This is a genomic window from Bradyrhizobium sp. LTSPM299 (genome assembly GCF_000938235.1).
GTDB lineage: Bacteria > Pseudomonadota > Alphaproteobacteria > Rhizobiales > Xanthobacteraceae > Bradyrhizobium.
Genome location: NZ_JYMU01000030.1, coordinates 42,867 through 56,268 on the forward strand (window position 1 = coordinate 42,867; position 13,402 = coordinate 56,268).

At 62.1% G+C, this 13,402-nt stretch carries 13 protein-coding genes; 9 read left to right on the forward strand and 4 right to left on the reverse strand.

Annotated elements, in window-relative coordinates; translation table 11 throughout:
* Positions 1-446: 446 nt before the first annotated feature.
* From UP10_RS17495 to UP10_RS17530, 8 genes are all read left to right on the forward strand, one after another.
* Positions 447-1,490, forward strand: coding sequence for a LacI family DNA-binding transcriptional regulator (locus UP10_RS17495; RefSeq protein WP_044588562.1), 1,044 nt, complete (start codon positions 447-449; stop codon positions 1,488-1,490).
* A 113-nt stretch (positions 1,491-1,603) separates the two neighbouring features.
* Positions 1,604-3,061 carry a xylulokinase gene (xylB, locus tag UP10_RS17500; protein WP_044588563.1) on the forward strand — a complete coding sequence of 486 codons (1,458 nt, stop codon included), beginning with the start codon at positions 1,604-1,606 and terminating at the stop codon, positions 3,059-3,061.
* Positions 3,058-4,380, forward strand: coding sequence for a xylose isomerase (gene xylA, locus UP10_RS17505; protein ID WP_044588564.1), 1,323 nt, complete (start codon positions 3,058-3,060; stop codon positions 4,378-4,380). Before xylB ends, xylA begins: the two co-directional genes overlap by 4 nt.
* 48 nt (positions 4,381-4,428) lie before the next feature.
* A complete protein-coding gene (locus UP10_RS17510) occupies positions 4,429-5,193 on the forward strand; it encodes an ATP-binding cassette domain-containing protein (RefSeq protein WP_044588565.1) in 765 nt (254 codons plus the stop codon).
* Positions 5,193-6,275: an ABC transporter permease gene (locus UP10_RS17515; RefSeq protein ID WP_044588566.1), complete on the forward strand. Its 1,083-nt coding sequence runs from the start codon at positions 5,193-5,195 to the stop codon at positions 6,273-6,275. The genes UP10_RS17510 and UP10_RS17515 overlap by 1 nt, the downstream gene beginning before the upstream one ends.
* Before the next feature lie 97 nt (positions 6,276-6,372).
* A complete protein-coding gene (locus UP10_RS17520) occupies positions 6,373-7,308 on the forward strand; it encodes a sugar-binding protein (RefSeq protein WP_044588567.1) in 936 nt (311 codons plus the stop codon).
* A gap of 164 nt (positions 7,309-7,472) precedes the next feature.
* Positions 7,473-8,528, forward strand: a complete 1,056-nt coding sequence (locus UP10_RS17525; protein ID WP_044588575.1) for a sugar phosphate isomerase/epimerase family protein — start codon at positions 7,473-7,475, stop codon at positions 8,526-8,528.
* A gap of 9 nt (positions 8,529-8,537) precedes the next feature.
* Entirely contained in the window at positions 8,538-9,713 is a 1,176-nt protein-coding gene (locus UP10_RS17530) for a Gfo/Idh/MocA family protein (RefSeq protein WP_044588568.1), read from the forward strand.
* A 210-nt stretch (positions 9,714-9,923) separates the two neighbouring features.
* Here UP10_RS17530 and UP10_RS17535 read toward each other — a convergent pair whose 3' ends face one another.
* Entirely contained in the window at positions 9,924-10,679 is a 756-nt protein-coding gene (locus tag UP10_RS17535; RefSeq protein WP_082077165.1) for a GntR family transcriptional regulator, read from the reverse strand.
* Between UP10_RS17535 and UP10_RS44340 the strand changes: the two genes are divergently transcribed.
* Positions 10,678-11,553: a zinc-binding metallopeptidase family protein gene (locus UP10_RS44340; RefSeq protein WP_156180083.1), complete on the forward strand. Its 876-nt coding sequence runs from the start codon at positions 10,678-10,680 to the stop codon at positions 11,551-11,553. The two genes, UP10_RS17535 and UP10_RS44340, sit on opposite strands and share 2 nt — an antisense overlap.
* Here the strand turns inward: UP10_RS44340 and UP10_RS17540 are convergent.
* The 3 genes from UP10_RS17540 to UP10_RS45290 all read right to left on the reverse strand — a co-directional run.
* Entirely contained in the window at positions 11,455-12,285 is an 831-nt protein-coding gene (locus UP10_RS17540) for a tetratricopeptide repeat protein (RefSeq protein WP_050043715.1), read from the reverse strand. The two genes, UP10_RS44340 and UP10_RS17540, sit on opposite strands and share 99 nt — an antisense overlap.
* A gap of 18 nt (positions 12,286-12,303) precedes the next feature.
* Positions 12,304-12,543, reverse strand: a complete 240-nt coding sequence (locus UP10_RS42100) for a hypothetical protein (protein WP_156180085.1) — start codon at positions 12,541-12,543, stop codon at positions 12,304-12,306.
* Positions 12,544-13,193: 650 nt separating this feature from the next.
* Positions 13,194-13,402, reverse strand: a 209-nt coding sequence (locus UP10_RS45290; protein ID WP_044588569.1) for a hypothetical protein, incomplete at its 5' end; no start/stop codon positions are given.

Consider the following 13,402-nt stretch of genomic DNA (forward strand, 5'->3'; position numbering starts at 1 on the left):
GCCTCGATGCGACCGGCGCCTGTCGCTGATCCGTCTGCAAGTCGAATTCAGATCAAATCTTCAGACAGGAGCGCCGGAGGACCCGGCGATGGTTTTCATTAAAACTCGGAGGCGAAGCGCCAGTTTTCGGCCGTAGCTCGAGTTGTGGGTTTTGGCCTAAGAATGTCGGAAGTGCCCTATGCGACAATGCGCGCGTGCGCATCCTCACCATCTTCGGCGATGCACCGAGTCCGGCCTACGTCGTCCTAGCCGGGCGCTTGCTCTCCGGGGTTAGCCGTCGATGGCTCAGTGCAGTTCCCGGCTGGCGTTTGGCGCTTACCAATCTGAGCGCTTGTGGGATTTGGCCGGTGCCCTGCCTTTGGCGGCGGGCTCCGCAAAGCGATAGTCGATGGCCATACCCTCAAAATGAGTTGCGTACCTCATAGGGCCTCTGCTAGCGTGACAGGATGGAGAAGCGAGAAGCAAATATAGCGTTCACACTCAAGGACATTGCCCGCCAGGCTGGAGTCAGCCTCGCAACCGTCGATCGTGTCCTCCACAATCGCGCCGGCGTGCGACCGGACACCGTCCGGCGCGTGAAGGAGACAATCGAGCGGAACGCATTCCAACCCCATGTCGCTGCGGCGGAATTGGCCCGCGGGCGAGCGCGGCGCTTCGCCTTTGTGATGCCGTCGGGGCCGAATCTGTTCATGCAGCAGATCCAGTCCTATCTCGGTGAGATGTCGACCTGGCTTTCGGCCCGACGCCTTGCAGTCGAGATGGTCGCGACCGACGTGTTCAATCCTGCCGTTCTTGCGGCTACCCTTGAATCCCTCGCCGGCGACTTCGATGGTGTGGCGGTCGTGGCGCTCGATCATCCGAGCGTCCGCGCTGCCATCAACGATCTTGTCGATGCCGGCACCAATGTCGTGACGCTGGTGTCCGACGTGCCGTCTTCGCGCCGCCATCACTATGTTGGTATCGACAACATCGCCGCCGGGCGCACCGCCGGCACGCTGGTCGGGCGGCTGGTCGGTCCTCGTCGGGGGAAGGTCGCTATCGTCGCCGGTTCGCAAGGCTTGCGGGACCATGCCGAGCGTATCTTCGGTTTCAGTCAGGTGATGGCCTCCGAGTTTCCGCAACTGGATGTGTTGCCCGTTCTTGAGGGGCAGGACGCGGATGAGCGCTCAGAACACCTCATGATGAGGTTGCTTGGCGATCATCCTGACATTGCTGGTCTCTATAATGTCGGCGCCGGAACGCCGGGCGTTGCCAAGGCGCTGATCGACTCCGGGCGTGCGAAGCAGGTGGTTTTCGTCGGGCACGACGTGACTGTCGTGACGCGCAAGCTGCTCCTGCAAGGTGTGATCGATGCGGCCATCTCGCAGAACCCCGGGCATGAGGCGCGGGCCGCCATTCGCGTGCTGCTCGCGCTCGCGCGAGGCGAAGCGATCTTGACTGAACAGGAGAATATCCGGATCGACATCGTGATGAGGGACAATCTGCCGTAGGGCCCGCCACCATAGGGCGTTTCCAAGCGGCAGACCGAGTTCAAAAGCCGGCACTTTGCGGGAAAGGCGACGCAGTTCGCACGCCGTGTGAGAGCCGAAAGGGAGGAAGGCTCGTGTATCTGGGGATGGACATCGGCACGTCCAGTGTGAAGGCCGTGCTCGTGAACGACGCAGGCGCGATCGCCGCTGCGGCTTCGCGCGAGCTTGCGCTGTCGCATCCTGCGCCGCTCTGGTCCGAGCAGGATCCGGATGCCTGGGTCGACGCGGCGATCGATGCGATCGACCATCTCGCTGCCACGCACCCGCGCGAAACGGCGCAGGTTCGCGGCATTGGCCTTGCCGGCCAGATGCATGGCGCCACGCTGCTCGGTGCCGACGGCCGGCCGCTGCGCCCAGCCATTCTCTGGAATGACGGCCGCTCTCATGCCGAGTGCGCCGAACTCGAACGGCGGTGCCCGTCGCTGCACGCGATCGCCGGGAATCTGGCGATGGCGGGCTTCACTGCTCCCAAGCTCATGTGGGTGGCCCGGCACGAACCGGATGTCTTCGCGAGGGTAGCTCACATTCTTCTGCCCAAGGCCTATGTCCGCTACCGCTTGACCGGCGAGATGGTCGAGGAGATGTCGGATGCGGCCGGAACGCTCTGGCTCGACGTCGGTCGGCGCTGCTGGTCCGAGACGATCCTGGAAGCGACGGGGCTCGGTCTCCACCACATGCCGCGGCTGGTCGAAGGCAGCCAGCCAAGTGCAGTTCTATCTGCCGACTTCGCGCGGCGTTGGGGCATGGCCCCCGGCGTGGTGGTCGCCGGTGGCGCCGGCGATAACGCAGCCAGCGCGATCGGACTCGGCGCCATTGCGCCTGGCGATGCCTTCCTGTCGCTCGGGACTTCGGGTGTGCTGTTCCGCGTCACAGAGCGGTTTGCGCCGGCGCCTCGCTCGGCGGTCCACGCCTTCTGCCACGCGCTTCCCGGCCTTTGGCACCAGATGGGCGTGATGTTGTCGGCCGCCGCCTCGCTTGGCTGGCTTGCTCGCATTCTGGCGACGCCTGAACCCGAATTGCTCGCTCCTCTCGGCAAGGCCGTCGAACGGCCGAGCCCGGTACAATTCCTGCCATATCTCGACGGCGAGCGCACGCCGCACAATGATGCCACTGCTGCCGGCGCCTTCGTCGGTCTGCGCAGCGCGACCGGGCGTGGTGATATCGTTCAGGCGGTGCTCGAAGGTGTGGCCTTCGCCGTGCGCGATAATCTCGCTGCGATGGGCGGCTCCAGTCCCGCGATCGCGGAGGTCGATCTCGTGGGCGGCGGATCACGCTCGGCGTTGTGGGTGCAGATCATCGCCGACGTGCTCGGCATTCCGGTCCACCGCGTCGAGGAGGGCGAGGTCGGTGCGGCGCTGGGAGCCGCGCGGCTCGGCTGGCTGGCTGCCACCCGAGAAGAGCCAGCGAAAGTATGCACCCGTCCGAGACGGCTCGCGAGCTTCGTGCCGCGCGCTTCGACGACGGCCGCCTACGATGAAGCCTATCGGCAGTGGCGAAAACTTTATCCCGCGCTCAAGGAGCTGTCCGCGTGAACGCATCAACGAACTTTTTTGCAACCATCGAGCCGGTCGCGTATGGTGGTCCTAAGCCGGACAAACCGCTTGCCTTCCGCTGGTACGACAAGGACCGCATCGTCCGTGGCCGGCGGCTCGAAGATCATTTGCGCTTCGCGGTCTGCTACTGGCATTCCTTCGGCTGGATCGGGAGCGATCCGTTCGGCGGCGAGACTTTTCTCAGGCCCTGGCACCATGGCGATGATCCGATGGCGCTTGCCCGCACCAAGGCCGATGTCGCATTCGAGCTGTTCCGCCTGCTCGATATGCCATTCTTCACATTCCACGACGCGGACGTTGCGCCGGAAGGCCGGTCGCTTGCCGAGTCGGTCAAGAACCTCAACGTCATTGCCGATCTGTTCGAACAGAAGATGTCGGCCGCCAAAGTGCGCCTGCTCTGGGGAACGGCCAATTTATTCTCGCACCGCCGCTACCTGGCGGGGGCGGCGACCAATCCGGATCCAGAGGTGTTCGTCTACGCGGCAGGGCAGGTTCGGGCGGCGCTCGAGGTGACGCATCGGCTTGGCGGCCAGAATTACGTGCTCTGGGGCGGGCGCGAGGGCTACGAGACGCTGCTCAACACCGACATCGGGCGCGAGCTCGACCAGCTCGGCCGTTTCGTTTCGCTTGTGGTCGAGCACAAGCATAAAATTGGTTTCAAGGGGCCGATCCTGATCGAGCCGAAACCGAAAGAGCCGACCAAGCACCAATACGATTTCGATGTCGCCACCTGCTACGGCTTCCTTGAACGCTACGACCTCCTCAAGGACGTCAAGCTCAACATCGAGCAGAACCACGCCATCCTCGCCGGCCATTCGTTCCAGCATGAGGTCGCGCTTGCCGAGGCACTTGGTATCTTCGGCTCGCTCGATATCAACCGCGGCGACGATCTGCTTGGCTGGGACACCGACCAGTTCGCGATGAATGTGCCAGAACTGGCCCTGGTGTTTCACGAGATGCTGAAGCGCGGTGGCTTCACCACTGGCGGTCTCAACTTCGACGCCAAGATCAGGCGCCAGTCGATCGAACCCGATGACTTGATCCATGCCCATGTCGGCTCGATGGATGCCTGTGCCCGTGCGCTGCTTGCCGCCGCCGACATGCTGGAAGCCGACGCGCTGACGGCTCCGATCGCCGAACGCTATGCTGGATGGGTGGGCGACGAGGGGCGCGCGATCCTCGCTGGGCAGCGCTCGCTCGCCGCGCTTGCCGACCGGGCGCTTGCCGGCGGACTGGATCCGCAGCCGCGCTCGGGACGTCAGGAATATCTGGAATCCCTGGTCAACCGGTATGTCTGATCGGAGCGAATGCGATTTGACGCAGCAGCATTTTAGAGGGGAATCGCCATGGTGACCGCGGATACGGCCGGGCAACCCATCCTGGAATTGACAGGTGTCGGCAAGGATTTCGGCGCGATCCGGGCGCTGCATGGCGTCGACATGAAGATTTTCCCGGGAGAAGTGGTCGGCCTGATGGGTGACAACGGCGCCGGCAAATCGACGCTGGTGAAGATCATCGCCGGCAATTTTCCGGCAAACCACGGAGAGATCCGCTTCGAAGACAAGAAGGTTCATTTCCACCGTCCGCTCGATGCGCGCGAGGTAGGGATCGAGGTCGTCTACCAGGACCTCGCGCTCGCCGACAATCTGACGGCTGCGGCAAACGTTTTCCTCGGACGCGAGCTCACGTGGAAATTCGGTCCGTTCTCCTTCCTTGACCACAAGGCGATGGCGGCACGCGCGCTGGAGCTCTTCGGTGAATTGCGCTCCGAGACGAGGCCGCACCATCTCGTCAAGCAAATGTCGGGTGGCCAGCGCCAGGCGGTCGCCATCGCGCGGACGCGACTGTCAAACGCCAAGCTCGTCATGATGGACGAGCCGACTGCGGCGATCTCGGTCCGGCAGGTCGAACAGGTGCTGAGCCTGATCCATCGCCTCAAGGAGCAGGGCGTTGCCGTTATGTTGATTTCTCATCGCATGCCTGACGTCTTCGCCGTCTGCGATCGCGTCGTCGTCATGCGGCGCGGCGAGAAGAGGGCAGACAAACCGGTGCAGGACACGAGCCCTGAGGAAGTGACCGCCCTTATCACTGGCGCGAAGGAGGCCGCGTAATGTCCCTGCCAATGGAATCCCCGGTCTCCTTTGCCAATGTCGGCCATGCCAGGTGGTGGCAGCGCGGCTTCTTCACCTCGCAGACCGCCTACGTCACGCTCGCGCTGCTGGTGCTGCTCGTCGTGATGCACTTCGCGAGCCCCTACTTCTTCACCGAAGGCAACATGCAGAACGTGGCGAAGAATTTCTCGTTCATCGCCATCGCCACCCTCGGCGCCACCTTCGTGATCATCACGGGCGGCATCGATCTCTCGGTCGGCTCGATGATGTGCTTTTCGGCCATGATCACCTCGATGGTCATCTCGAGTCTCTCGACGCCGGGTATGCCGGGCGCCTCGCTGTTCGTGCATGTGGCCTCGGACGGCAAGACCGTGGCCGCCAACTTTCCGGGCCTGATCCTGCTCGTCTCGATGCTTGCCGGGCTTGGAACCGCGCTTCTCGTCGGGCTCGTCAATGGCTTCTGCATCGCGGTGCTTGGGCTGTCGCCCTTTGTCACCACGCTCGGCATGCTCTCGATCGTGCGCGGTCTCGGCTATGTCGTATCAAACGGCCGGGGCAGCTTCCCGAGCGGCCCCGACGCCGACTATTTCTACGCGCTGACGTCGGGCGACCTGTTCGGAATGCCCGCGCCTTTCGTCTATCTTGTGATCCTCGCGGCGGTGATGGCCGTCGTCTTGCACCACACCAGGTTCGGTCGGCACGTCTTTGCTCTCGGCGGCAATGAGAAGGCCGTCGAATTGACCGGCATTTCGGTCGTGCGCGTAAAGATCGAGGTCTATGTGATCGCCGCGCTCGCCGCAGGACTGCAGGGGATCATTGTCTCCGGCTGGTTGGGTTCGGCGCCCGCGAACATGGCGACTTCCTATGAGCTCAACGTGATCGCCGCGGCGGTGATCGGCGGCGCCAACCTGGCAGGCGGGATTGGCGGTCCGTTCGGCGCCATTATCGGCTGCGTCCTGCTCGAGGTGATCCGCAATGGCCTCGTGCTCGCGCAGGTCAATTCCTATTGGCAGCAAACATTGGTGGGCGTGATCATCATCCTGGCCGTGCTGATCGACCGAATACGCTCGCGCATGACGTGAGGGGGACTGATCGGGAGGCGCCAACAACGGCGTCGTCTATCCGTCTCCCGGCACCGACGATCTTCAGGATAGGCAACAATGTGTGGAGGAGCGATCAATGAAGAAAATTCTTCTTGCTACCGTGATTGCCGCAATGATGGCGAGCCCGGCTATTGCCGAAACGAAGTACCGTTTCGTCATCGTGCCCAAGGCGATGAACAACCCCTTTTTCGATGTAGCACGAGACGGCTGCTTGAAGCACGCCAAGGAACTCGGCAATGTCGAGTGCATATACAAGGGGCCAATCGAGCATGAGCCGGCAACCCAGGCGCAGATTATCCAGGACTTCGTCACGCAGAAGGTGGACGGTCTCGCGATCTCCGTTGCCGACGTCGCGGCCATGACCAAGTCGATCGAGGCGGCAAGTGCGGCGGGCATCCCGGTCGTGACCTTCGATGCGGATGCGCCGGGCTCCAAGCGCATCGCGTATATCGGCACCAACAACAAGGATTTTGGCCTCGCGCTCGGCAAGCAGTTGCTGCAGCTTCGGCCCGAGGGCGGCAAGTACGCCATGATCTCGGGCGGCCCGGGTGCCAAGAACCTCGCCGAGCGCGTCGATGGCGTCCGCGAAGCGCTCAAGGGGTCGAAATGGGCCGAGGTTTCCGGCTCGCCGACATTCTGCAATGACGACTCCGCGCTCGCCGTTCAGCAGATGTCCGACCTGCGCACCGCGACGCCGGACCTTGCCGCGATCGTGCCGATCGGCGGCTGGCCGATGTTCGCGCCGGAGGGTTACAAGGCGTTCGTCAACAAGAACAAGAAGGATATCGACGCTGGCAAGTTCACCTTGGTCGTGGCCGATACGCTCAAGATGCAGCTCGAGCTATTGCGCGACGGCTATTCCAACGCTCTGACCGGCCAGCGGCCGTTCGAGATGGGCGAAAAGGCCATGGATGTTCTACTGGCGATCAAGAAGGGGGAGAAGGTGCCTGAGATCATCTACACGGGTCTCGATCTCGTCACCAAGGCCAATGTCGACCAGCTCCTGAAGTAAGGAGATTTTCTGCCGGGCGAGTCCTTGGCGGTCCGGGTCATCCCCGGACCGTCCCTTGTCCTGGATGGAATGTTGGAACGCCGGGTTTCATTGCGTGTGGATGCCGCCGCTGCCGCAGTTGGGTGTATCGTGTTGGCAAGAAGCCGGATCAGGGAAGAAAGCTCATGAAGTCGATAAAAGGCCCAGCCATTTTCCTGGCGCAGTTCGCCGGGGATACAGCTCCGTTCAACTCGTTTGACGCGATCTGCGAATGGGCATCGTCGCTCGGCTACAAAGGTGTGCAGATTCCGACCTGGGACGCGCGACTGTTCGATTTGAAGAAGGCGTCCGATTCAAAGACCTATTGCGACGAAATCAACGGGGTTGCCGCACGGCACGGACTGGAGATCACCGAGCTCTCCACTCATCTGCAGGGGCAACTCGTCGCGGTCCACCCTGCCTATGATATTGCCTTCGATGGCTTTGCGGCGCCTGAAGTGCGCGGCAATCCGTCGGCGCGCACCGAATGGGCGGTCGACCAGGTGAAACGCGCGCTTAGAGCATCGAAACATCTCGACTTAAAGGCACATGCCACCTTCTCGGGCGCACTGGCATGGCCCTATGTCTACCCGTGGCCGCAGCGTCCGGCCGGCCTCGTGGAAGCAGCATTCGATGAGCTGGCAAGACGTTGGACTCCGCTCCTCGACTATGCCGACGAGAACGACGTCGACGTCTGCTACGAGATTCATCCCGGCGAAGACCTGCATGACGGCGTCAGCTATGAGATGTTTCTCGAACGGGTGAAGAGCCACGCGCGGGCGAACCTGCTCTACGATCCGTCGCACCTCCTGCTGCAACAGCTCGACTATCTCGATTACATCGACATCTATCGCGAGCGTATAAAGGCCTTCCACGTGAAGGACGCCGAATTCAATCCGACGGGCCGGCAGGGCCTTTATGGCGGCTTCCAGAGCTGGGCGAACCGGGCAGGGCGGTTCCGCTCGTTGGGCGACGGACAGGTCGATTTCGGCGGCATCTTCTCCAAGCTTACATCCTGTGATTTCGACAGCTGGGCGGTTCTGGAGTGGGAATGCGCGCTCAAGCACCCGGAGGACGGCGCGCGCGAAGGTGCGGAATTCATCAAGCGTCACATCATCCGCGTTACCGAGCGCGCCTTCGACGATTTTGCCGGGGCAGGCACCGACGATATTGCGAACCGCAGGATGCTCGGCTTGGCTTAGGAGGTTCGGATGGCGATCGAAGCAAGCGGGTACGACAGCACAGGCGGCCGCATCCGGCTTGGCATGGTGGGCGGCGGTCAGGGCGCATTCATCGGTGCCGTTCATCGCATAGCGGCGCGTATCGACGGGCAGTTCGAACTGGTCGCGGGCGCGCTCTCTTCAGAACCTGCCCGGGCCAAGGCGTCGGCCGTGGAACTCGGCATTGCGGCCGAAAGATCCTACGGATCGTTCGAGGAGATGGCGAGGGTCGAGGCCGGGCGCCCTGATGGGATCGAGGCGGTGTCGATCGTGACGCCGAACCATATGCACGCGCCGGTCGCGCACGCTTTCCTCGAGGCCGGCATCCACGTGATCTGCGATAAGCCGATGACGACCACCGTGGCGGAGGCACAGGGGCTGGTCGATCTCGTGGAAAAGAGCGGTAAGGTCTTCGTCCTCACCCACAACTACACCGGCTATCCGATGATGCGGCAGGCACGTGCCATGATCGCGCAAGGCGAGTTGGGCGACATCCGCGTCGTACAGGCAGAATATCCGCAGGACTGGCTTACCGAGCGCGCTGAGCTTTCGGGGAGCAAGCAAGCCGAGTGGCGCACCGATCCAAAGCGGTCTGGGGCTGGCGGCGCCATCGGCGATATCGGAACGCACGCCTACAATCTCGCTGCTTTCGTCACCGGACTGGAGACAGATGCACTCCTGGCGCAGCTCACCACCTTCGTGCCTGGCCGACTGCTCGACGACGACGTCCAGATACTGTTGCGTTATAAAGGCGGCGCGCGTGGTATGCTGTGGGCGAGCCAGGTGGCGGTCGGCAACGAAAATGGCCTCAAGCTGCGCATCTACGGCACCAAGTGTGGGCTCGAATGGACCCAAGCCGACCCAAATTATCTATGGTTCACCCGCTTCGGCCAGCCGAAGCAGTTGCTCACTCGCGCCGGCGCTGGGGCGCTGCCGGAAGCCGCCCGAGTCTCCCGCGTACCGAGTGGACACCCTGAGGGTTATCTTGAGGGTTTTGCCACGATCTATGCCGAAGCTGCGCGGGCAATCCGCGCCGCGCGGACCGGCGCTTCACCCGATGCCGGAACGATCTATCCGACCGTGCGTGACGGCCTGGCCGGCATGCGCTTCATCGAAGCCGCGATAGCGTCTTCGAAAGCCGGAAACGTATGGACCAAGGTCGGATGAAAACGCAGGCCGCCCAGCTCTTCGTCACTGCCGGAGGTCCGCTGCTGAAGGTGGTCGAGCTGTCGAAGTCCTTCGGCCCTGTCGCGGCCGAGCAAAGGCAGATCGCGAACATAAAGGCGGGCACCCACGATTCGTCTTGGGTTCGACAAGACGCTGCGCGAGCTGAATTGCGAAGGCCTCGATTGAACGTCACATTCGCGAAGGTCGAACCTAAGATTCAGCCTGGGTGGCGTCAAAGCGAGCAAGTGCTGCATCGGCCGCATTGCGAACATAAAAAGTGAGACTCTCGGCGGCGGCGTCGGCGTCACGCCGCTCGATAGCCTCAATGACGTCGCGAAGCTCGCCCATGCTGCTCTGGATACGACCGGGCATGGACATCGAGAGCACGCGCAGGACGCTGATTCGCGCAATCAGCTGCTGATGGATATCGCTAATGAGTTCGTGATCAACCACACGCATCATGTGCTCGATGAACCTCTTCATGAGGCCGACCAGATCGTAGACGTTCTCATTTTCGTCGGCCCTCATGATCTCTTCGAAAATGGCGCGGAGCTGAGCGATATCCTCGTCACTCGCCATCTCGGTGAAGCGGCGTACTACCATTGCTTCCAATGTCGCTCGGATCTCGTAGATCTCGGCAACTTGCTTCCGGCTTAAGCGCACGACCTCTGGACCACGACGCGGCTCGACGCGCACCAGCTTCTCGGCCTCAAGCCGCCTCAGTACTTCACGGATCGAGGTTCGGCTGACCCCCATCGCTTCGCACAATTCGCGTTCGACGAGACGTGCGCCGGGTGGGAAATGACCGGTAATAATCGCATCGCGCAGCCGATCAAATGCTTCGTCTCGCACCAATGTCTGCGGGGCGAGGACGCGGAGCGCATCCCCTCTCGCATTTGGTTGCTCACTCGCGCCGCTGGAGAAAGACCGCGCGTCGGTTGCTGTCGTTCCGCGATTACCGATCATGTATCACCTCCATCACGACACGCGGACGGAGGGCGTCGTTTTCGAAGTCGCCGCGTTGCACCCGCAGCCTCGCCGTCGTCTGCCGCCGTGGCGACGATCGGATTTCTCCTGCGATCATCATATTGACATCCTGTCATACAATCATTCAGTATGTTGGTCAAACGAACTGGTAGTGAGTTCAAACGTCATGTCTCGTGAGGATGTCCTGGACGAAATGTCAGGCGAGCGCGTTCGGAGGCATGTCGAGCACATTTGCTGGCAGATCCCCCATCGTGCGGCCGGCTCGGCCAACGGCAAGCGCATGGCGGAGTACAGCCGCGACTCGCTCATTTCGGCAGGGGTCTCTTGCACAGAGATGCTGGAGCTCCCCGCAATCGTCAGCTTTCCGGAGCACGCAGAGTTTCGGGTCGAGGCGCCCGTCCAGATCGCCATTCAAGCCAATACGCTCGGTCACAGCGTGGCGACGATGCCCGAAGGCTTGGCAGGTGAATTGGTTTATGTCGGATCAGGGGATTTTGCTGACTACGAAGGCAAGAACGTACGTGGAAAAATCATTCTCACGGAGTTGTCCTACTCGCCGGCGCGACACGAAAAGCAGCGCATCGCCGGGCTACTAGGAAACGCTGTTTGCTCACGAGAGGGCAGTGGCTTGGCCCAGCGAGGAAATCGGCGGCGCTCGCACTCTCATCCGTGGGCGCCACGCGTTCTTGTCGAACGGGTTTTCGTTCTGTTTATGGGTCCTGACCCCAATTGGTTACATTCGCACGAAAGCCCTCTACATCGGCAGGCCGGCCCCACGCCAAGCTTCTTGCAACGGATCGGCCAACGCAGCCGGGAGCGCAAGGGCCGCGCAGAAGCCCGCCGAGCTGAATGAGGGCTGCAACGCAAGGACGCGCGACGCGGCCGCGCTTGCTTCCTCCAATCGCCCAAGTTTGGCCAGCGGCGCCGCCAGAAAGCAGTGCGAGACGCTGAAGTTAGGACCGGATTGGATGGCACGACGGGCGGCGTTTGCTGCCACCTCATATCGTCCAGTCAGGAAAAAGGCGATGGAGAGGGCGTGATGCGAGTAGTAGTTCGCGCGGTCTTGAGCGGGGCTCAGTCGAAGCGCGCGCTCGCCATAATCAATGGCGCGCTTGGCCTCGCCGCCATAGGCCAACGCAACGGCACCCGCCATGAGTGTCAAAGCGGAAGAAGGGCTGAGTGCAAGGGCCTGTTCGAACGCCTGGAAGGCGGTGGCTCGATCGTGCTCCACCATTGCGACGACGAACCCGCCGAGCCCCAGCGCCGTCGCATCGTCGCGACCATGAGCAAGGGCTGCACGGGCATGGCGAATGGCCGCCACGCGATCTACTTCGCTGTGCCCGGCGCGCACGAACAGAGTTTTATGGCACCACGCGAGCAAACCGTGGGCGCCGGCGAAGTCGGCCTGCAACGCGAGCGCCCTCTCCAATAGCGGGATGCCCTGGACGGCCTCCTCGGGCGTCGCGGGGTAGACATGCGGAATCGCGCGCAGAACGAGGTCATAGGCGTCGAGGCTGTCTGGCCGTTTGCGTTTGACGCGCTCGATTTCCGCCTCGCGCAAGTTCGGTTCGATCGCTCCGACCACGCTCAGCGTGATTTCGTCCTATAACTTGAAGATGTCTTCGAGCTCGCGGTCGTAACGCTCCACCCACAGGTGAGTACCGGTCTCTGCCTCAACGAGCTGAGCGCTGACCCGCACACGCTCGCGAGCCTTGCGGACGCTGCCTTCCAGTACGTACCGCGCGCCGAGCTCCCGACCGCCAGCGAGAGGAGGGCGATCCACGTCACTGTCGCGAGTGACCTCGACAAGATGTTGCGCATTTTTCATCGTCCATTTGGCCAACGAAGCCGCCGCGCCGAGTATGTTGGCGCGACGACTTCGCCATGGTGGACCCAGACAGGGGGACAATTGTCCGATGCAGGCAACCGTAGTTGTCGAAGCGCGACATGCAACTGAAGTCGCTAATTAAGCTTGATACTGCGCTTGGCGGTTAATTCTGGAACCGAGGAGCGGCTGCGATCGGAACGATCGCCGTTTGGCGCTGCTCTTGCATGGCCCCTCAAGCCCATCGACCCGGACCGGGTCTGTTTCAGCCTGAGGCAACCGTTATGAGCCAAGCGTTCCACTCTGAAATTACCGGGTCAGTGCAGCTACAGGCGCTACTTGCAGACCTCAACTGGAGAGTTCAACTCATAAGTTCTGATATCGCGGAAGAGGAGCAATTATCCTCAAACCTCGATGAGGTCGGCGCTTTCTGCTCGACGCTAACGGAGCATTTGAGATCGCGTCGCGACAATCTCACACGAACGATCTCTATGTTGGAGAGGCAGTTGGCGGCGATCGATCCCTGGGCACGCGCGGCGTAATCAACATCGGTTTACGAAGATTTGGCGGAAGCCCCAATGGATAAATTGGACGCGGTACGCACTTACAACGGCCGCGCTGCAGTGTTCCCGCGATTTGGGGCGCCCGGATATGTTGTGATCGCCGCCCTAGGCGGCGAAGTAACTATCGAGCATGAAGCATGGATGCAGTTGCCGCTGTGGCGGCCAACGCCGGTCGACGCGCGACGTCAGGTCGTTGACCTTGGTCAGTTGGACCTGAGGGAAGTAGTGCTTAGCGATCAGGAGAAAGCAAAGCACGCCGCTAGTGACGGCGGCGACGGTGACACCGTTCCAGAAACTGTAGAGCGTGCCGACCA

Excerpts from the sequence above, each read along its gene's own strand:
- UP10_RS17495 (WP_044588562.1), top strand. The coding sequence starts at position 447 with ATGGAGAAGCGAGAAGCAAATATAGCGTTCACACTCAAGGACATTGCC.
- UP10_RS17510 (WP_044588565.1), top strand. The coding sequence starts at position 4,429 with ATGGTGACCGCGGATACGGCCGGGCAACCCATCCTGGAATTGACAGGT.
- UP10_RS17515 (WP_044588566.1), top strand. The coding sequence starts at position 5,193 with ATGTCCCTGCCAATGGAATCCCCGGTCTCCTTTGCCAATGTCGGCCAT.
- UP10_RS17520 (WP_044588567.1), top strand. The coding sequence starts at position 6,373 with ATGAAGAAAATTCTTCTTGCTACCGTGATTGCCGCAATGATGGCGAGC.
- UP10_RS17525 (WP_044588575.1), top strand. The coding sequence starts at position 7,473 with ATGAAGTCGATAAAAGGCCCAGCCATTTTCCTGGCGCAGTTCGCCGGG.
- UP10_RS17530 (WP_044588568.1), top strand. The coding sequence starts at position 8,538 with ATGGCGATCGAAGCAAGCGGGTACGACAGCACAGGCGGCCGCATCCGG.
- UP10_RS44340 (WP_156180083.1), top strand. The coding sequence starts at position 10,678 with ATGTATCACCTCCATCACGACACGCGGACGGAGGGCGTCGTTTTCGAA.
- UP10_RS17535 (WP_082077165.1), bottom strand. The coding sequence starts at position 10,679 with ATGATCGGTAATCGCGGAACGACAGCAACCGACGCGCGGTCTTTCTCC.